Consider the following 22,407-nt stretch of genomic DNA (forward strand, 5'->3'; position numbering starts at 1 on the left):
TTGTTTACCCGCTGTTTTATTTTGCAATAGTAATCGTTTCTGTCACTATACATACACCCGTTTTCCTGTATCTTTACTTTCATTTGCTGCTTCAATAAAGCGAATGATTTCTACCGTTTCATGTAGGGGAACGCTAGATTGACCGTTGTTAAAAAAGAGAATAATCTCTTCTAATAAACTAGCATAAAAGGGTTTCGAGGAAGCAGTAATCGATACATAATGAGTGCCTTTTTCAAAATGTATGATCCCACCGAATTCACCATTTCCACCTCTACTCCCTCTGGCTGTGCCAATCCTTCCATCCTCCCATTGTGAAACAATCAAATCAGAATCCACAGTAGATACAGAAGTAACATGCTGCGCCCCACAGCCTAAAATGGCATAAAGCATCTCTATCGTATGAATCCCGTACCAAAAATACCCCGGTTGAGTCTCGACCATTTCCATAGGACCGAAACAGTCGACTCCGATGATTTTTCCTTTATCTTGGATTGCAAGGGCCTTTCTTACCTCTTCTGCAAATCGTAATGCAGATGAACTCATAATTGGAGTACCATATTGTTCAGAAAGCTTCACCATTTCAATAGCCTCTGAAGAAGATAGACAAAATGGTTTGTCAACAAATAGTGGCTTTTGATAGCCTACAAGTTTCTTCACCTGTTCTAGATGAACTCGACCATCGACAGACTCTAAAAGGATTGCATCACATGTCTCTGCTACTTCCTCAATCGTCTTAACCAATTGAACACCAAATCGTTCCACTTCTTTTGTTATCCCCTCTATTCGAGAATAACTCAACACAAAATCAGATGATCCGACCGGACAGGCGACAGTGACCTCAGCAGCCTCTATATAAAAGGGGTTAGTCGGATCATTTAACAATTTAGTAAAAGCAGATGCATGTGAGGTATCTAACCCAATCATGCCAATTTTTATATCCCTCATATCGAAACTCTCCTATAAACACAAAGCAGATTATTTAAGTCCTGATAGCTGAATACCTTCTGTAAAATACTTCTGGAAGAATAAGAAGATTAGAAACGTCGGGATAAATGAAATAGTCGAACCTGCCATCTCAATTCCAAAGTTCCCTTCCTTATTTAACGTAGAAGCTAAACCAACCGTGATTGGATACATTTTTTCATTTGTCATATAAATAAGTGGTTGGAATAAATCGTTCCAGTTACTTACAAATGCGAACGTTCCAACAGTAGCAATGGATGGAAATGCTAATGGCATATATATTTTTCGAAACACATGAAAATCGTTTGCTCCATCCATCCTTGCTGCTTCATCTAATTCCATAGGAATGCCCTGCATAAATTGACGTACTAAAAATACACCCATAATTGCCCAAAGCTCAGGAACTATCAACGCTTGATATTCATTAATCCAACCAAATTTTGAAAACATGATAAATTTCGGAATGATCAGCAATTGCGATGGAATCATGATGACAGCCATGAATGTCCAGAATATAAATTCCCTTCCAAAGAATTGCTTTCTTGCAAATATATAGCCTAATAACCCCGCAAAAAACATTTGTGAAAATACCGGAATAACAGTTATAACAACAGAGTTCATAATCCATCGTAAGAAGTTATCATTCCGAAAGAGGTACGTAAAGTTATTGATCGACGGATCATTAGGAATCCAAAATAATGGGTCCATTGCTGCAAATGTCGTTTCTTTAAATGAACTTAACACCATGATTAAAAATGGAAGGAGAAAGCAAAACCCCAAGAAGATCGTGACAAAATATTTTATTATTTTAGTAAACAAGTTCGTTCATCTCCCTTACAACTCTCAACTATTAATAGATCCCTTGATCTTTACCAAAATATTTTCTCTGGATAAGCGATATGATTAAGATTATCGCGAATAATACGTAAGATAAAACGGCTGCGTAGCTAAAGTTCAAATTCGTGAAACCTATTTGATAAAGATAAAAAACTATGGTACTTGTCGAGAAATTTGGTCCTCCGTTTGTTAATAGGAATGCAGAATCAAAGATTTGGAAAGAACCAATTGTCGTAATAATTAACACATAGAAATGAATCGGTTTTAATAATGGGAAAGTAATTAACCAAAAGGATTTTAAAGGTGAAGCACCATCGATTTTTGCGGCTTCATACATATCTTTTGGAATGGACTGTAGCCCTGCAAAATAATAAATCATTGTACTTCCAGATACTTTGAAAATACTCAAACCTGCCAATACAATTAGGGCTTGTGAAGAATCAGATAAAAATAATTGGGCATCAACACCTATAAAGCTTAGAAGGTAGTTGATAAATCCTGATTCCGTTCCTGAAAACAACCATTCCCATATCCCTGCAACAACAACGAATGATGTTACAACAGGCAGGAAAAATATCCCTTTAAAAATTTTCGTAAAACGAATTCCTGATTTTATGACAAGCGCTAAAATCAAACCTAGTGCCATTGTAGGGACTATATAATAGAAGGAAAATAAAACCGTGTTCCAAATTGATTTTAAAGCAATCGGATCATCAAATAATTGCTTCCAATTTCGTAATCCAACAAACTCAGAAGTACCAATAATTCGATAATTAAGAAACGTTAATACGAAGCTATAAACAAATGGAATGACTTGAAATATTAAAAAATGAATTAAGACTGGTGCCAGTACAATATAAACAATTCCATTTTTTCGCATTTCATCTTTTATCCTGTTTTTTAAAGGAGGCTTGACCTTTTTTAGAGTTTCTAGAGGTACCTTGTTATGAGTTTCTATGACCTTTTCCAAGCTATCACCTTATTTCTTTATTAATTAACAAAAGTTTTTGTAAACAAAGGACCTTTTAATAAATAGAGAGTCTTATTCACCTAGGAATAAAACTCTCTTTTCGTAAGAAGCTATTTGTTTACGGCTTAGCTAATTCAGCTTCAATTGCTTCAGCTGCTGCATCTGCTGCTTCTTGAGGAGTTTTTTCTCCTGCCATCATTGTTTGTATTTCAGCTTGAATAAATGGCATGATTGCACGCCCTTTTGGATGAATAACACCAGGTAATGCAAATTCTGTATATGTTGCCAGTTGGCTCATATATTGGTTAGAATCAAAGATATCTTTTGCCTCTTCTTGAGTTGGAATATACTGAGTAACTGTATTAAAAATACGTTGGTTTTCAGCATTCGTAACAGACTTTACAAATTCTGCTGCTGCATCAGGATTATCAGTGTTTGAAGGCACAACGAACATTCCTGTCGTACCATAAGTTAATTGCTTTTCACCTGTTAAAGGTGGAGCAATAGCGAAATCGAATTTTCCTTCTTTTTCCATCATCGTAATACTTATTCCAGATCCAAGTTGTGCCATTATTTTTCCGGCGAACCATAATTCATCTTGTGTGGTTGCTGTAATAGAATCTTCTGGAATATATCCTTTTTGATACAAATTATTAACCATCTCAAATGCTTTCACACTCTCTGGGCTATTGATTAACACTTCATTCTCATCTGTTACAACATCTCCACCTGCTTGCCAAACCCAAGGATAGATTGTTCCGTTCATGGAACCTCCTCCTAAATAGTTTAATCCATAGAAACCTTTTTCTTTTGCTTTTGCTGCCCATGCTTCAAATTCTTCCCATGTTTTTGGAAGGTTTGCTGGATCTTCACCAATCGCTTTAACGACATCTAGATTATAAATGAATGTATAAGCTTCTTGCAGGATTGGTAATCCATACTTCTTGTCTTTCCAAGTAGTAGATACTAATGCAGTATCAACAAACCCTTCAAGATCAGATTCTTCTAAGTATGGGTCTAATTCTAGTAGCATTCCTACATCTGCATATTGTGGCATTTGGTCAGGAATGGCATAGAATACATCCGGTCCATTGTTAGCCGCTAAAGCCGTTAGAACTTTTTGGTCTCGGTTTGCCCATGGGATTGTTTCAATATTTACCTCTACATCTGGAAACTCTTTATTGTAATTAGCAGTGATTTCTTTCCACATTTCCTCTTCTTTTGTAGCATCACCTGTATATGGATGTACCCATACTGTGATTTCACCATCAACTTTTCCATCTTCTTTTTTAGGCTCTGTACTTGAATCATTACTACAAGCTGAAAAAAGCAAGCTACCTGAAAGCAAAAGTGCCATGAACGAAAAACGTTTCTTTTTCATCTACGAATTACCCCCTATTAAGTTCTAAATAAAATTTGTAAGACTATAAACCTACCATTATTTCTTTTACAAATCCCCCCTTTACCTAAACCTTTTGTCTGAAAAAACACTTAATTGAAAGCCTATACATTTGATGTTAAAAAAATTCTGCAATTTTCAAATACTTTTACTAATCTTATTCTAGTTCGTTTGTATTATTGTGACAAGTCTATAAATTGTCTTTAATAAAAAATTGGAATTAATTTAGTACCCTAACAATTAAATAGTAATTACACATAGTTCAATCCTTGTGGAAATGGAAATGGAATCGGAAATAGTTCCTGTATAGATAAGTTTACATTTTTATCTCCTTTTAAGATCAGCTCTTCTAGATCACGATTACTTATAGTAACGGAATCCTTTGTATTTGTAACGCTTTTATTGTTATCATCTACATTTGAAATCTGAAGCTTATTTTTAAAATATGGAGCAAGCTGCTGCAAGAGTAACTCCAGATTCATAATTCGGATTGTTCCCGGAAATGGTTGTTCTACTTTTTCCAGTAATGGGTCATCAAGCTTTTGTATCAACTCTTTTTCATAAGTAGGTATATTAAATAGTAGGGAATCAATCCCGTATGTAAATGATTCTTTAAGCAAACTCACAATAGCTATGGGGTCTCCTCCCCACTCGATAATTCTAGATTCCACGTTCTCTTGTTCCTGGTAAGGTACTCCGAAAATTAAAAACGCTTTTACTTCCATGTTCTCTTCTGCGACAAGAACCTTGTGCTTCATTTTAAATATACTAGCGAATCCCGCTGACTCATTTAGTTGAGCCATTTCAAATATACTTTGTTCATATCGGATTGGTCGACGATGACTTAGTTTTCTCATTTGAAACCAGTCAGTTGGCTGAAGCTCACGAACATGATAAGCCTTCTCCGGTTTTAGGTCATTTTGATGAAGCTTAAATTGATTCAGCTTGCCATAAAATGTACAACCTTGTTTGATGTAAAGTGGTAAATCTCCTGAAATAAAGAGAATGGAAGCACCTGACTTGTTGACATGATCAAAAATCATTTGTAAAAGTGTGTTGGCTAACCCTCTTTTCCTATATTCTGGGTCCGTGCAAACAGCACCAATTGAATAGGCTTGAACTTCTGCACCTTCGATATGAAGTACAGATGGTACCAATCCAATAAAAGAAACTAATGTCCCATCCATAAATGCACCATAGGATTGATGGAAGGCATGTGAGAAAACTTGTGGAAACGCAACCCCCATAGATACGTGACCTTCCTTACGAAACACTTTATCAGCCAACTCAATTGCCTGTTGAAAATCGCCTTCTTCTAGCAAACGGTATTCAACCATTTAATTCACCTCATCTTTTTATATTTCATTTTCGAATAACTTTTATAGGAGACAACCTCTTATCCTCCTGCAAAAAATGTAATCGCTAACAGATTGAATCATGTTATAATACAACTAAACTTTCTGACTTACTTTCTATTTTATTTGAAATTAATTAAGTGACAAGTCTATTAAGTGTCTTTAATTTGATCCATGTACATATTTTTTATCATAATGAGGTGGCATATATTGGGTGGTTGGGAAAAATTTAATAATTATGCGGTATGGATGGTAAAAGTGGCATATGTAAATTTACTATGGATTGGCTTTACGATTATTGGATTAGGCGTATTTGGTTTATTCCCTGCGACGGGTGCCATGTTTGCAATAGTTCAAAAATGGATGCAAAACGAACCAGTTGATCGTATCTTTCATTCATTTTGGAAAACCTTTAGAAAAGAATTTATCTCACTTAACAAGTTTGGACTATTCTTTATCGTGATTGGCTATGTATTAGTGTATGACTTTATGTTTGTATATAAGAATGTGGACAAGCTACAGTTGCTGTTTCCAGTACTTCTGTTTTTAGCGATCTGTTATTTACTCACGTTACTCTATTTCTTTCCTATATACACACAATTTAAAATGAAATACTTTCAATATATAAAACAATCATTCCTAATTGGAGCTAGCTCTGTGTTAGAAACTATTCTCATTTTCACAGCATGTATGCTTCTTGGCATTATAATAAACTTAATTCCTGGAATAATCCCATTGTTTACTGGAAGTGTACTAGCCGTTGCGATTACTTGGTGTAGCAATAGAGCCCTATTTAAAATTAAAAGCAAGAAAAAGAGTTTTATTCATCAGTAAAATTAGCAGTATGTTTCAGAGTGTCTATCAATGGACACTCTTTTTTACTTGGGCAAAGTATGGCGGTGTATTTTTTATCCTGATTTAAAGTCCGTTAAAAGTCTTGATTATTCCTACTATTCTTTTACACTTTAAGTAAGTTTAGTAGAAAGTTTCCACCTAAGGAGGATAACAAAATGGATTTCAGTCAGTTATATTATTATGTACCTACCCCGAAAGCTAGTGAGCCAAAGACAATCACCCGAGATTTAATTATCTATGGTGCAACACCCGCTGGAATTACGGCGGCCATTCAAGCAAAACGAATGGGACTTTCTGTTGTCATTGCTGAATTTGGTAGACATGTTGGCGGAATTACAGCAAGTGGTTTAGGAGCCTCTGATATTGGTGCAAAAGAGGCAATTGGTGGTTTATCGAGAGAATTTTTTCAGGAATTAGGAAGTTATTACAATACAAACGAACAGTGGACCTTTGAACCGAAGGCAGCCAAATATGTATTTGAGAAATGGCTCAAGGAAAACGATATTGAAGTTGTTTATAATCAGCATGTAATTGAAGTGAAAAAAGAGAATAACAGGATAACAGAATTAATTATGGAAGATGGAACTACATATATAGGCGACTTTTTCATTGATACTAGCTATGAGGGTGACGTAATGGCCAAAGCAGGAGTTACGTACTTTGTAGGTAGAGAGTCGAATGCCACTTACAAAGAGAGATATAATGGAATCCAATTTGGACACCCCCACCATCAGTTTGAAAAGTGGATTGATCCATATGTAGTTGAAGGTGACCCTTCCAGTGGAGTATTGCCTGGTATTACAGAAACTACTCATGAAACTCTTGGCTATCAAGGTCAGGGTGACACGCGAATTCAAGCCTATAATTTTCGAATTTGCTTAACAAACCGTGATGATAATCGTCTTCCATTTCCGAAACCTCCCTCCTATAACCGAGAGCGGTATGCATTGTTATTACGTTATATCAATGCGGGAGTATGGGATGCAATGAATCTACATACCTTGTTACCTAATGGAAAATCGGACTTAAATAACTACGGAGGATTCTCTACGGATAACATTGGGATGAATTATGAATGGCCTGAAGGAGATTTCGACACACGTGAAAGAATCTTTCAAGATCACTTTACATATAATCTCGGCATTCTCTTTTTCTTAGCCAATGATGAACAAGTTCCAAAGGCGATTCGGGACGAGGTCTCTCAATGGGGATTAGCTCGAGATGAGTTTGAAGAAACTGGGCATTGGCCTCATCAGTTATATATTCGTGAAGCAAGAAGAATGATAGCGGATTATGTGATGACAGACCACAATTGTTTGGGAGATCGTAAGGTAGAAGACTCAATTGGACTAGCTTCCTATCAAATGGATTCTCATCATGTTAGAAGATTAGTTATTGATGGACGTGTTTACAATGAAGGTGATGTTGAAGTGCCGATATCACCTTATCCAATCTCCTATCGTTCAATTCGCCCAAAAGCTGAAGAGTGCGAAAACTTACTCGTTCCTGTGTGTTTATCAAGTTCACATATTGCCTATGGTTCCATACGGATGGAGCCCGTGTTTATGATTTTAGGTCAATCGGCAGGAGCTGCAGCCGCTTTAGCCCATAAAAATAATACAACTGTACAAGGCATCTCTTATGAACTATTAAAGAATGAATTACTCTCATACGGACAAGTACTACAATGGGATGATTCAATTGAAGATGACCCTGTATTACGAATGAAAGAAACGTTTGGAAAGAAATAAAGAGAAGGACTACATTTAATGGAAAATGTAGTCCTTTTTACTTGTTACGGTAAAACTCTTACCGTAATTGTTTGGCTCTCGCCAATAGTTAAGAAATCGGTGTTATTTAAAGAAGATACCTTAGATTTTTCCAGAATAGAAATACTTGTTGTTTCTATATTTTTGTTTGCTTTGAATCGAAGTACAGCAATTTTTCCATCTTCTTCGAGTGACTTTCCTGTAGGCAATTTAGCTGAAATCTTTACCTTTCCAGATTCCTTTTCCACTTCGAATTCTGTACCCTTCTCACTAAATGGGCCAACCCCTTTTGCTTGTATGAACTTTAGATCTTTTGCATTATAGCCTAGTTCAGCAATCGTCTTATCAAGATTATTTACTTGGTTGGCGTAGAGAGCTACCTCAAACATATCACCTTGTTTAACACTTAATGGACCATTGAGATGTAATTGTCCTGGGTGTGTTTTATCAGTAATGCTTACCTTATACATCAATGTTCTATTAGAACGCGGTGAATAATAAAGATGTCCATCTTCTCCCATCGTGAATGCTTCAGAATCCTCAAAGTAATGAAAATCAAGGGTGATTGGATCAATTGCTACTAATCGGCGACCAAGCTGCATGTAAAGAATATCTTGATGCCATTCGACATTATAAGCGCCCCATTGGCCCCAAGAACTATCAGATGGGAATAGATTTTTATATTTTATTAAAGCAAGTGATTCAGGATCCAGCGCAAACACAATTCCATTTACAGCTCCCCATAATAACCCATCAGGACCAATTGAAAGTCCACCAATTGCAGGAGGACTATAAAGTCCAGGAATATCTAAAGAAATTTCTTTGAGTTTCTTTTCATTTTTGATATCCCATACGAAGATTTTAGCTTCAGTTGCCGTTGTTTCAGAACTTAATCCCCCATTAATACTAGTAGAACCATAAATTTTCCCGTCTTTATGTGCTAAAGAAATGATACTTTGATTTTCAACGATATTCCGGTGCACTTTATAGGATTCATTTGGATTTTGACCAGCAGGGTCATAGACCATTAATGCCCCACCGAGTTCTCCATAGTCAGGAATCGATCCCAAATAGATTTTTCCTTCGACATCAATTCCGCTGATAGGACGGTCTTGTGCTTCTCCAATATTAAATAGTTTCCTAGGATTATCACCGCTTGCTGGGATATATTCCTCAAAAGCGCCTCCCGGATAAACTCCGAAGTAGACTTTGTCTTGAAACGGAATGACTGCTCCAGCCTGACCCATTGGGAAAAGCTTCAATTCTTTCGTAAACACATCATATTCAGCTGCCTTTGAGGCCTGCATACCTGTAATATAAACTTTTCCGTTTGCACCCTTCTTAAATACGTGAGTGATTGAAGGAGATGGTGGCAAGAAATTAGAAATGGTTTTAATTTTCCCAGTAGCTGGATTAAAAAAGATATAGCTCCCAGCAAAATTCATGGTAACCAAACTTACACCTGGAAGTTCAGGGTCCGGTGATTCTACCCAATCTACCCCTCTAAATCCTGTTCCAAAATCTACAATTTCAATTAACTCAAATGTATTAACATCAAAGGAAGCTATTTTCCCGTTAACCGGCATATAAATTTTTCCATCAAGAGATGTCTTCGGTAGATGGAGACCGGAATTACTGTTTTCAATTTTAACATCTTCCCATTTTTGCGTTTCTAAATTATATACATACCTTGTTTGTGAAGTTTCAAAACGTGCAATTAACAGTCTGTCATCAACTATATCTAAATCATATACATATCCTACTTCGTTTAAAGGAGAAGCAATTTCAACCTTCTCGCCTGATTTCACATCGAGTTTATAAATCTCTCCAAGTGATGTTCCGCCATACACATATCCATTGCTATAATCAATCGAACGGACATATTCTTGGCTAATATGACCCATTAATCGTCCATAATCATGTGCTGTTTGAGTAGAAGGATCATACTTAATAATTTTCCCAAGTGGACCTGTAGCAATATATACATTACCCTCTTCATCATGCTCAAGTGCCCAAAAAACATTCTCGGTACTGTGTGTATAGACCTTTTTAATATCCTTTGTGACAGGAGAATACACCCACAACTGTCCACCTGCAGCCACATATACGTCTCCGTTCGGTACAACCGTATGGCTCCAAACATCTCCTGCACCTTCCATAGGTAAGCTACGGATAAGTTTATGCTCATCAATATTAATTACATGGAATATAGGTGGAATTCCTTTAACGGTTGTATACATGACATTAACACCGTCTTCTACACCAGTTCGTCCATCAAACAAGCCAATTGTATCAGCAATCGGCGGTTGGAGGTTTTCAGGCTGACTAAAAGACAAGTTTCCTAGTTTTTCATGTATTTCGCCAATTGTAATCAATGACGTTTGATCCCGTTCTAGCTGAAATTCATTATTCATAACTGTTTCTTTACTTAAAACTGTCCATGCTTGCCCAGACTCAGATCCCGCTTTGAATTGTAACTGGACAATACTTGAGTTCGATTTCACAGGTTGCTCCGGTTTTGTAGAAGCCATAACACTCAATCTTCCGTTAGATTCCTCTACAATTACTGATGCAGATTCTGTTGCAAAATCCCCAAGTGGTTCATAGCTTAAAAATTGTAGATTTTCGCGGTCATAGTAGACATACCCTTCAATATGATGAAGCTCTTTTACTTTTGAAGCATCTAACGTAACTGTAAAAGTCTCACCTTCAGCAATTTGTGTAGGAGCTGATATCGAGAGATTTGCTGGTGATTGATCTGCCTCATGTAGTATCGTTACATCATCATAATAAGCCTCAGCAATTTGATAAGATGTGGAATATAAAACCATTCGTGCATACGCTGCATCAGCCGGAGCAACTACTTCTCTAGTATAAATATCGCTCCATTCCTCTACCGGAACGTCTTTTCCAGACGCATAATGCATCTCAGTTGCACCTACATCAATACGAACATCATCTTCATTATAGAAACGAATATCAATACTTGCTGTACCACCATCTTTGAGATACAACTTGCTGGAACCTGTGTACGTATCTCCGGGAGTAACAGAAACATAATCACTAATTAATGCGACTGACCCGTTTCTTACTTGGTCATAGATCTTCAGACTATAATCACCTGAAGCACTGATTTCGTTATTCAATTCATAATAATAATCTGACCCAACATTAAATAATGATTCCCAATACTGAATCTTCCCATTGTACAAAGGCTTCTCAAAATCCGAATTTCGCACATCTGTTCCGATTGGTTCTAATACTTTTTCTCCCTCAATCGCTACATCATCAAAGTACGCCTTTGCAATCGCATAGCTTGTTGTATAAACGACTACTTTTGCATATTTCGCATTACTTGGTGCAGTAGCTGATGGTGTAGAGACCTTTGTCCATTGCTCGATTGGAAAGCCTTTTGAGGTTTCACTATGTGTTACATATTCGGTAGTTTGAATCTTACTATTCTTTTCATCGTAAAACTCTAAACGAATGCTAGCTGTACTATCAGCTTTCATGAACAACATAGCGGTGCCGGTATATAAATCCCCTGGTTTAACTTCAACTGAGTCACTTAATAAACCAACTGATTTATCTCTGTACTCATCTGAAAGATAAAGGCTGTAATCTCCGGTTGCATGTTGTTCATTTGTTACAGCAAAATTATGTCCATCCCCAGAGTTGAACATAGATGTCCAGCCCGGGATTGTGCCGTCGACCACAGGCTCTTCAAAGCTACCATTCTTTAATGGGTCTGGGGTATGTGGTTTATCACCGTCTCCTTGATTCGGTGTATTCACCACCCTTATGTCATCATAATAAGCTTGAGCGATTGCATAGCTTGTAGTAAAAACTACAACTCTAGCAAATTTCGCTCCTTCAGGTGCAACAGCAGTAGGCGTTACAACCTTTGACCACTCCTCTACCGGAAATCCCTTAGAGGTTTCAGTATGTGTTACATACTCTTCTGTTTTAATTTGATTATTATTTTCATCATAAAATTGAATCCGGAAGCTTGCTGTACTATCAGCCTTTAAATACAACATAGTTGTTCCTGTATACGAATCACCAGGTTTAACTGCAATCGGATCACTTAGCAGCACTACCGATTGTCCCCTAATACTATCCGTTAGATAAAGACTATTCTCTCCTGCTGCACTTTGATCTCTTGATACTTCAAACGTAAATCCGTCCCCTGTCTGAAACAAAGATGTCCAGCCCGTGATTTTGCCATCGGCTACAGGCTCTTCAAAACTACCATTCTTTACTGATATCGTACTTGATGTAGAAGCAGCACTTACTGTTTTTAAAAATAGTGGTTTTCCTTGAAATAAACTTGTAAGCGTTAACAAAACACAGAGCATTAACAATGTTACCTTCCTTTTCCTCGCCAAAAACATAACCCCTCTCCCTTTTTAAATAAAAAATGTTAATATCTATAAATCTACTTCATTGTATTGATTTCATTAAAGTGGGACAAGTCTGAAAATAGTCTTTAAGTGTGAATATACTTAAATCCGTCTTTGGTATGATAACCCAATTCAACAACCCTCCTACTATAGACCTAAAATCTTTATCGTCATATTAAAGACTAAATTCTTTCATTATTCTTTTAATGTAGTCAGAAAATTTCTAATAGTTTATCACCCTCTTTTGCACAAAGGGAGTAATGGAGTGAAAGAATGGAGGTGTATTTCAGAATTATATTTTGTGCGGTTCCATTAAGGGTGAGCGGAATAATTGCGGATTTATTTCAAATTCGTGCCTCCCTCTCCTATCAAAACACGAAAGGATGAAAGCGATGAAAACAAAATTAATCATGTGTTCTTTGATCACAGTTTTAGTCTTCTCGTTATTTTCGAGTGTAATTGGTAACAATCAAACATTTGCTGAAGAGAGCAATATTCGTGAGATTGGGACTGTTCTTAATTCTGTTTCTGTTCCCGCAGCTGATTATGGTAAAGGTCCAAATGGTGAAGATTGGGTATACGCGGTCGCAAACGGCTCCCCTGCTGTATTTAATGTTCTAGATGCAAAAACGGGAGAGCGTGTTGCGAGTTTTCCACTTGATGGAGCTAGTGGTGCGTGGGGTATCACAGTGGACCCTATAGGTAATGTCTATATTGGAACGAACTCTAGTGCTTCTTTGTTTAAATATGTTCCAGGTGCAGACCATGTAGAAAACCTAGGTAATCCAATCCCAGGTGAATCATTTTTATGGCGTCTAAAATCAGATGAAGACGGTCGCATATATGGAGGTACCTTTCCAAGTGGAAAAGTATTTCAATATGATCCTGAAACTAAAGAGTTTCGTGATTACGGTCAAGTAAAGGAAGGACAGCAATATGCCAGAGGTCTTGATATTTATAAAGACAAAATTTATGTAGGACTTGGAACTCAAGGAGCAAATCTTATCGAAGTTGATATACATACAGGTGAAAAAGTAGAAATTCCACTACCAGAAAAGTATTCAGAAAGAACCTATGTATATGATATTGATGTAATTGGGAATAAAATGTTTGCAAGGGCAACTGGTTCTAGTAATACAATACTCGTTTTTGATTTAAAAACCATGAAAATCGTTGATGAAATTGATGGTGCCAATGGACTTGATGTTTCTGAACCGGGTCCAGGGAATTTGGTTTATTTTATCAAAAACGAACAACTATACTCTTATGATTTAAACTCTTTGAAACTAACACCTACTGGATTCGACAATCTATTTTCTGCAAGAGATTTCGGTTGGGCGAAATTTGAAACCAGTGAATTCCCTGGAAAGACATTAGTGTCAATTGCTTGGGATGGAAAGATTCGTCACTATAATCCAATCACCGGGAATCATCGTATTTTACAAGGACAATTGAGTGGTCAACCTGTTAGTATCCAATCCCTAACGCAAGGACCAAACGGTAATATTTTTGTTGGTGGCTATTTATCTGGTGGGCTTGCCCAATACGATTATAAAACCGGTCAAGTTACTGAAAATAAAGGACTTGGGCAAATCGAAGGAATGATTGCCCATCAAAATCGTCTATATATGGGAATTTATCCAGGTGGATTCTTATATTCGTATGATCCAACTGAAAACTATGAAATGGGTATAAATCCAGTTGAACATTTCGGCTTGAAATCTGAAGGTCAGGATCGTCCCTTTGCGTTAGCATCAGCTGGTGATTTATTAGCCATCGGAACGGTTCCGGATTATGGACTACTTGGTGGTGCTCTAACGATATTTAATCCAGCAACAAATGATTATACTCTTCACCGGAATATCGTAGAAAATCAAAGTGTCATTTCATTGGCTTATCAGGATGGACTTCTCTATGGCGGCACTTCTGTTTGGGGTGGTCTAGGGATTGCTCCAACTGAGGAAGAAGCGAAATTGTTTGTCTATAATGTGCAAACAGGTGAAAAACAATTTGAAACCATTCCCGTTCCTGGTGAGAAAGCCATTTCCGCTCTAACTTTTGATAATGACGGAAACCTATGGGGGCTTACATCAGGCATCTTATTTAAATACGACACGACAACTAATCAGGTCGTTGAAACGAAGGAATTGTATCAAGTGGATTGGAATTCTATTGGCCATTTATGGCGAGAAGGATTTCTACAATTTGCTGATGATGGCTATTTATATGGTCAAGCTCGCGGAGATATCTTTAGAATCAATCCTAATACATTGGATCATGAAGTCTTAGCAGAAGATACAAAACTTTTTGCAATGGATCCAGATGGAAATATATATTTTGCTCGAGGAACTAAGCTATATCAATACGAAAAATAGATTAGTAGGCATAGCATTTATACTGCTATCTTTCCTATTACGATTGATTTAAAAAACTGACAGGCAATTTCGTTTTGCCTGTCAGTAATAATTACGAATTCAGGAGGAACATGCATTGAAAGATAAATTGAAACTATTTTCTATTGTACTATTAGCTACAATTCTCGTTTTCTCCACTCTTCCCTATTTTAAGCAATCAAATGTATTCGCTGCAGATGATCAATGGAAAGAATTAAACGTCGAGAATGGTGATTTTGAGGCAAAAACTTTATCCGATACTGAACTGCCATCTTGGGTGTATTGGACCGGTGGTTATAAGACGGGAATGAGTATTTCAGATGAAGTTGTAAAAACCGGAAGTCAGAGTCTTGCTGTCAATAATAACGGGGTTGTTGGCTTGTTCAGTCAAGGTATTGATATAAAAGCAGGTAATCAATATAAATTAAATGCTCACGTATATGTCGAAGATTTAACTGGGAAACCAGGAATTTGGCTTCGCTGGATAGATGAAAATGGCACAATTATCGAAAACTCTGCAAAGTATTTCGATATACAAGAACTTAATAAGTGGCAAACTGTGGAGATTGAGGCAACTGCCCCAGCGGGTGCTACAGAAGTAAAAATATTTATCTACCAAGCAACCACATCCACTATGAAAGGTTACTATGATGATGTTAAATTATTTGAAAAAGAATCGAATATTTTAGACTTCCCTATTGAATTCGGAAAGCCTATTAACCATGGGCCAGCTGCATTAGCAGCCAAATCTCAAGGGGTAGCAATTGGAGATGGTGAACTCTACTATGCAACAAATGGTTCACCGGCAACATTTTATGCTGCAGATGCTGAAACAGGAGAAAAAATATTTTCTGAAGCCTTGCCTGGAAGTGATGTTGTGTGGGCAATGGTCGTAGGCCCGGATGGAAATGTCTACTTTGCAGGTACCTATAATGGTATTTTATACAGATATGTCGTGAAGGAAAAACGTTTAGAACAGCTTGGGAAAAATCCATCAGATAATTGGGTTTGGCAACTAGAGGCTTCACACGATGGAAAAATCTATGGGGCAACCTATCCAAATGCAAAAGTGTTCGAATACGATATTGAATCTGCTCAATTTAAAGATTTGGGCACCTTTTACGAGGGTCAGCAATATGCACGCGGACTTGGCATTACGGAAGAAAATCTATATGTCGGAACGGGTACAACAGCTTATTTAATGAAAATGGACCTTGCATCCGGTGAAAGAAGTGAAATTAAATTACCAATTACAGGTGTATCCACATCCATTTCGAATATTTGGGAATATGGAAATAACATTTTTGTTGCCTATGGAACTTCACTGGTGACAATTGACAAAACAACAGGTGAAGAAAAAAATACAATGGATTGGCAAGATGAGCATACCTTTGACGGGCTTATCTCATCACCTTCCCCATATGATGAAAATATTCTTTATTACATTAATAAAAATACACAGCAGTTATGGACCTATGATATGACAACACATAAAACAGCAAAAGTAGAACCGACGGTACAACTTCCTGCTACTCCTGCCAAAGCGATGCGTTGGATTAAGGATAGAAGTGGTAAAGATGTATTAGCTATTTTACATCATCAAATCGAATATTCCATCTATGACCCTTCTACAAATACTGTAAAAGTCAGTTATCCTGAAGTCGACATGCAAGGTCTTTTAATGCAAAGTTTAGAAATTGATGAAGACCAAAAAATCTATATGGGTGGTTATCAAGGTTCTTTTGGTGTCTTTGATACATCAATTGATCAATACATCCTACAAGAACGTGATCCTCACCAAATTGAAGGAATAGGATTTTTAAACGGCGACGTCTATTTAGGAACATATGGTGGCGCTAAAATATATAAATATGATCCAAACCAACCATTTACCTTCTCGGGTGGTAAAGCCGGTGAAAATCCTGAGTTGGTACAAGACATCGACGATGATCAAAGCAGACCTTTCACTTTTACATCAGGAGATAACAAACTCTTTGTTGGAACCATTTCTGATTACGGTAGATTAGGTGGTGCCCTTACCATCTATGATGCTAAAACGAATAAATGGAATACAATCCGAAATATCATTAAAAATCAAAGTATCATTGGGTTAGCCTATCATGATGGAAAAGTCTTTGGAGGTTCTACGATTTCTGGAGGCCTAGGTATTGACCCAACTGAACCAAAAGCGAAAATGTTTGAATATGATGTGGCAACAGGTAATCATGAAGCATTCGACCTTCAAGTAGATGGTTTAGAAAAGCCAGAAATGATTGGTGAATTGTCAGCTGGTCCCGATGGTAACATCTGGGGTGTAGCATGGGGATTAGATAAAGGTGGTTCCTTTAACACTGTGATTTTTGCCATGAATCCTGATAATCGAGAAATCGTAAAAAGTACTCAACTATACAAAGGAGTTAATCGTGGAAGTCAATGGCGACCTTTCTTCATTCGTTGGGATAATCTGGGATATTTATACACAACAGCTGGTCGTACATTAACGGTTATTGATCCAGAGACAATGAAGAGCAAGCAATTGGTTACAGGTAATGTCAATTTGATGGATGTAGATAAGGAAGGAAATATTTACTATTCAGCAGATCATAACTTATATCAGCTTCCTGTTCCCCTTGAAAGTGGATCATTAACAGTCGACAGTGAGACACTGTTACAAGGTTCCGAACAAGAAATTGATTTAACTGTTACACTTGCTAACGGAAATAAAATCGATTTAGCAGGAGCTCAGATAGATTGGATTAATTCAAATACAGATGCAGTTAGCCTTGAGGATGGAAAAATTCGTGGGAAAAATGCCGGAACTACAGAGATATACGCTACAGTTTCATACAACGGCGAACAAGTTAAAACGAATACAGTGGTCGTTACAGTAGAAGTTACAACCGAAACGTTAGCAGAGCAAATCAATGAGCTTGAAAAAGTAGAAAGCATTCCACATTCAGTGGCTCAACAATTAACTAACCGATTAGCCCAAGCAAAACAGCACTACGATAAAGGTAAGAAAGAACAAGCAGTAAAGCATCTTGAGGATTTCCGTAAACACCTTGACAATAGCAATATCGATCGCGCGCTCAAAATCACATTACTCAATAATGTTACGGCTATTGAAGAAGCATTTAGAAAATAATCAATGAAATAAAAAGGTCCTCTCCCAATTAAATTGCACCCTTAATCGAACGACGACAATTGATATTGTCAAGTTTGCGATTAAGGGTGCATTACTTTATATTTTGTGACCATTTTAATAAATACGTTGTTATAGTAACGAATACAGTGATGCTGTTACTCGATTAAAAAGATACTAGTTCTTTCGCTAACTACAATGTTTCTCCACAAAAACGAAACTACATCTGCTAACGAGTTAGCTTTATTGGTATCACTTTTTCCTTTTCTTGGATTATGCGCATGGTTCTATACTCTTATTTATTAAAAAAGCATACGCATTTCTTTTTTACGTATGCTTTTATTGTTTTATTACATAAAAACAATACACAAATGGATAATTATTGAATTTTTTAGCCTTTTTAGTATCGCTTCTACCTTTTTTTGGTACTTGCGAATGGTTCAATACTCTAAGTCTATAAAAAAACATACGCATTTCTTATTTGCGTATGCCTTTTTCGTTTTCTCACCTAAAAACAATACACAAATGGATAATTATTACTTTTATTAACTTTTTAGTATTGCTTCTATAATTTTTCGGTATCGCGAGTGGCTTTATTCTAAAAAAACTATTAAAAAGCATAAATATTTCTTTTTGCTTGTAAAATTTATAATCGAATGTGTAATTGCGAGCTAGGACTTTAATATAGGTAGTTACATACAAGATTAAAATCAAAAAGCTAGAGGGGGTTGGAACATTCCCTCAAGCTTTTTTGTTAGTACGCTATATTCATAACTTAGAACTATCCTTAATTACCAGGTTTGTTTGGTTTCCCCGGTTTATCCGGCTTGCCTGGTTTATCTGGTTTACCCGGCTTATCAGGCTTACCTGGTTTATCAGGTTTTCCTGGTTTATCCGGTTTTCCTGGCTTACCCGGTTCATCTGTCCAAACGATTGTATAGGTTAAGGATGATTTTCCATCTATTGCAGTAACTTTAATTTCCGTCTTATCGTTTGAATTTACGATGTCTACAGTGCTGCCTGCTTGAGTAGCCTCGGCCACGATATTTTCAGTTTGCTTAGCATACAACGTATAGTTTGTAGCACCGGGTTGAAAACCTTCAAGTGCTTCCCCATCAATAGTAATCGATTTTAACGTTGCATCTGTTTCAGGTACTGCAATTTTATGAAGCTCACTACCTACTGCATAATAGATGCTTCCATCATTTCCTAGAGTCATGCTGTTTACAAAATCCTCAGCAAGTACTTTATAATTTAATGTTTCAGGGTCAATCGCAATTAGTTTACGAGATAAAGTTGTATAAAGCATGCCATCTGGCCCCCACACGAGTTGGTATGGAAACCATTTACTACTGTTATATAAACTTGGTCGAATCACTCTGCTATCAACAACTTCATAGGTTTCTGGATCCATTTTAAATATAGTTCCTTCAACAGCACCCCACAAATAACCATCTGGCCCGATTGATAAATCACCAATCATGCGAGGTGTAACATCAATTCCAGGAATCTCCGGTGTGAATTCTGCAATCTTCTCACCTTTTTCAACATCCCAGACGAAAATTTTAGCTTCTGTTGCTTTCGGGTCGATTCCTAAACCACCCCATACAGAAGTACCACCAAATAATTTTCCATCATGATAAGCTAAGCTAATTATACTTTGGTCCTGAACGACATTTCGTTGTTGGAACCATTCACCCGTATTCTCATCATAGATGGCTAGAGCTCCACCTAGTACGCCATAATCAGGAATTGTTCCAACAAAAAGTTTGTTATCCCCTGACGTTATCGCGAATGGACGATCTTGTTCATCTTGAATATCATATTCTAGTTGTGGATTATTATTTAAGTCTACAGGCAGAGTTGGATCATAACTGTACATAATCGCACCGACATATGTGCCGAAATACACTTTGTCATTCAAGAATCCAATGCCCTCTGGTTGAGCAAAGGAAGAAATATTGACTTCGATATCATTTGTGAACGGATTATATACACTCATACCACGTTGATAGCCGCCCATATATAGTTTTCCATCCGGGCCTGTTTCAAGTGACTGAATCGCTACTGCTGTTGCCGCAAGATCTAAAATGACGAAATTCAGTTCATTTGTTTCCGGATTATATAACATATATTCTCCGTATTGTGTGACCATTGCTAATACTGTCTCACCGGTAGTTAATGTAATCCAAGCCATGTCCTTTACTCGAGGAGTATCCGGAAGAATAGGAAGACCTTCGATTAGCGTTTCAACATTTGTATTAAGGTCATATTTGAATAATTGTGTTCCATTTTTATAATAAATCATGTTCGGTTGACTAGGATCTGGTTCGGAAATCATATTACTAAATGAGAAAGAACCCTCAACTTCCATTGTCTCTGGATTAACAACAATCATGTTAATTGTTGAAACGGCTACAAGTAGCTTCCCATTTACAACCCAAACATCTTGGATGAATCCATTCTCACCTGAGTGCCCTTCTAGAATAAGCTCCTCTTTTTCACCTGTATGTCGATTAATCTTATACAAATGTTTTATTGTTCCAGTACCAACGTAAATATAATCCCCATCTACAGCGAGTCCACGTGCGTAATCTTGGTCTGAAACACTACCAAAATCTTTGAATTTGCCTGTAGCGGTGTCATACTCGAAAACACCAGAACCAGGATATGTGGCACCATAAATTTTACCATCATCTGTTGCTTCTAAATCCCATACCCATGTGGCAGAAGGATTGGCCCCGAGGTCTTGAACTTCTTTTAATTCTGGGACATAACGGTATAACTTTCCGTCAGAAGTACTAGCGAAGTATACATTTTTATCAGAACCAATAGTAATTGCCCAAACTGCCTCGGTATTCTGAATGACTTTGGAAAACTTAAGCTCCCCTGTCTCAGCATCTAAAACTGAAAATGTACCTGGAGCACCATTTGAATGATAATATACTTCACTTTCACCTAGGCTATTTTCCTGGATCGCTCCTGCTTGTCCTAATTGGACATGAACCATCTCTCCTAGATTAGTAGGAGCCGTATATTCACGATCAAATTTGCCATCATCCGTCACTTTTTCAAAGGTAACATCGTCAAAATAGACTTCTGTAAAGCTAATTCCTCCCGAATAGAAAGCTAATCTTGCATACGCAGCATTATCTGGAACAACACTAAATACTTTTAAATCCTTCCATTCATTTTTCGGTAGGTTCCCATTTAGTTCTCGATGTTCTGTAATTCTATTATTGTCCGCATCAAAATAACGAATTTCCGTTACCACGTTATGTGTCTGACTTACAACATTTGAATAAACGGTTAATAAATATGAAGCACCAGCCTCAACTGCAATTTTATCACTTAAGACACTTACACCTGCTTGGTCAGTAGTATCGTGTAAGTGCAGGCTTTGAGCCCCAGTACGAGCACGATCTGTACTTATTCCAATTCCTGGACCCTCAAATTCGGATGTCCAACCAGGAATGCTTCCATCAACTACCGCTTCTTCAAAGCTAGGATTCAATACTTCCGTATGGATATCATCAACTGGAGGTTCTTCAATAGAAGTACCTTCGATTGTTACATCATCAAAATATGCCTCTGTTATTGATGGATGCCCCGAGTTGAAACGAAGTTCAACTTGTGTTGCTCCCTCTGGCACCTCAAAAGGAACTTTCATTTCAGTCCACTTATCTTTACCTAACTCAGCAGCAGTAAAATTTTTAAAAGTAGCAGTGCCAACTTTTTGTCCTTCACCGTTATAAAAATGAATCTCATATCCGATACTATGGGATTGGCTAACCACATTCACATATGCTTTCGCTAGATAAGAGACACCTTTTGTAACAGGGATTTTTTCGCTTGTTACCTGCAAATTACCACCTGGATTATTGCTATTTTCATCTTTAAAGTGCAAGCTTCTGTTTCCAGTATGAGCTTTTTCATCACTAAAACTAATACTTGTCGATGGATTATTGGTTACAAGACTCCACCGTGGATTATCAACATCCTCAAAACTACCATTTGGCACCTCGACTTGTACCGTTTCTGCAGAAACTGGTAGCGTACTAGTAGTAGCAAATGGAGCTATTACACCAAATAGTAGAGTAAAACAAAATGTGAGCATAATTGAATTCTTCAAGTTTCTAACTCTCAAACAATAAACCTCCCTTTAATTATGTAAAAGTAAAACGTTATTGAACCTCCTTTCTATATTAAAGGAAACGATTACAAAGCTATTGAATGCTAGTAAAAACTTCCTTATTTTGATTCTACTTAACTATATTACTCATAAAAATAGGTCTTTCTTCCGATACTCTGTCGTAAATAG

Annotated in this window: 11 protein-coding genes; 4 read left to right on the forward strand and 7 right to left on the reverse strand. The window is 37.1% G+C overall.

The genetic code is table 11. From position 1 onward, the window contains the following. Positions 1-45: 45 nt before the first annotated feature. The 5 genes from CKJ95_RS08835 to CKJ95_RS08855 form a co-directional block, all read right to left on the reverse strand. Complete coding sequence (locus tag CKJ95_RS08835) at positions 46-945, reverse strand: Gfo/Idh/MocA family protein (protein ID WP_099353045.1); 900 nt, start codon at positions 943-945, stop codon at positions 46-48. A gap of 30 nt (positions 946-975) precedes the next feature. After that, positions 976-1,782 (reverse strand): carbohydrate ABC transporter permease, encoded by an 807-nt coding sequence (locus tag CKJ95_RS08840; RefSeq protein WP_099353046.1) that lies wholly within the window; start codon positions 1,780-1,782, stop codon positions 976-978. Positions 1,783-1,813: 31 nt separating this feature from the next. Further along, positions 1,814-2,680 (reverse strand): carbohydrate ABC transporter permease, encoded by an 867-nt coding sequence (locus CKJ95_RS08845; protein WP_099353218.1) that lies wholly within the window; start codon positions 2,678-2,680, stop codon positions 1,814-1,816. Positions 2,681-2,888: 208 nt separating this feature from the next. After that, positions 2,889-4,151 (reverse strand): sugar ABC transporter substrate-binding protein, encoded by a 1,263-nt coding sequence (locus CKJ95_RS08850; protein WP_099353047.1) that lies wholly within the window; start codon positions 4,149-4,151, stop codon positions 2,889-2,891. A gap of 269 nt (positions 4,152-4,420) precedes the next feature. Continuing rightward, on the reverse strand, positions 4,421-5,506 hold the full coding sequence (locus tag CKJ95_RS08855; protein WP_099353048.1) for a GNAT family N-acetyltransferase: 1,086 nt from the start codon (positions 5,504-5,506) through the stop codon (positions 4,421-4,423). A gap of 228 nt (positions 5,507-5,734) precedes the next feature. Here CKJ95_RS08855 and CKJ95_RS08860 point away from each other — a divergent pair, with 228 nt between their 5' ends. Together CKJ95_RS08860 and CKJ95_RS08865 are read left to right on the forward strand one after the other, a co-directional pair. After that, the gene (locus tag CKJ95_RS08860) at positions 5,735-6,358 is read left to right on the forward strand and encodes a YesL family protein (RefSeq protein ID WP_099353049.1); all 624 of its coding nucleotides are present in this window, start codon (positions 5,735-5,737) and stop codon (positions 6,356-6,358) included. 176 nt (positions 6,359-6,534) lie between these two features. Next, positions 6,535-8,130: an FAD-dependent oxidoreductase gene (locus CKJ95_RS08865; RefSeq protein WP_099353050.1), complete on the forward strand. Its 1,596-nt coding sequence runs from the start codon at positions 6,535-6,537 to the stop codon at positions 8,128-8,130. A gap of 44 nt (positions 8,131-8,174) precedes the next feature. On the opposite strand, the gene CKJ95_RS08870 is transcribed toward CKJ95_RS08865, so the two are convergent. Beyond that, positions 8,175-12,536: a carbohydrate binding domain-containing protein gene (locus tag CKJ95_RS08870; protein WP_142353931.1), complete on the reverse strand. Its 4,362-nt coding sequence runs from the start codon at positions 12,534-12,536 to the stop codon at positions 8,175-8,177. Positions 12,537-12,943: 407 nt separating this feature from the next. Here CKJ95_RS08870 and CKJ95_RS08875 point away from each other — a divergent pair, with 407 nt between their 5' ends. Together CKJ95_RS08875 and CKJ95_RS08880 are read left to right on the forward strand one after the other, a co-directional pair. Next, positions 12,944-14,926 carry a WD40 repeat domain-containing protein gene (locus CKJ95_RS08875; protein WP_099353052.1) on the forward strand — a complete coding sequence of 661 codons (1,983 nt, stop codon included), beginning with the start codon at positions 12,944-12,946 and terminating at the stop codon, positions 14,924-14,926. Between the two features lie 115 nt (positions 14,927-15,041). Further along, on the forward strand, positions 15,042-18,089 hold the full coding sequence (locus CKJ95_RS08880; RefSeq protein ID WP_099353053.1) for an FIMAH domain-containing protein: 3,048 nt from the start codon (positions 15,042-15,044) through the stop codon (positions 18,087-18,089). 784 nt (positions 18,090-18,873) lie between these two features. Here the strand turns inward: CKJ95_RS08880 and CKJ95_RS08885 are convergent. Beyond that, complete coding sequence (locus CKJ95_RS08885) at positions 18,874-22,233, reverse strand: carbohydrate binding domain-containing protein (protein ID WP_099353054.1); 3,360 nt, start codon at positions 22,231-22,233, stop codon at positions 18,874-18,876. Between the last annotated feature and the right edge of the window lie 174 nt (positions 22,234-22,407).

Source organism: Fredinandcohnia onubensis, from assembly GCF_002734285.1.
Classification (GTDB): Bacteria; Bacillota; Bacilli; order Bacillales; family Bacillaceae_L; genus Ferdinandcohnia; species Ferdinandcohnia onubensis_A.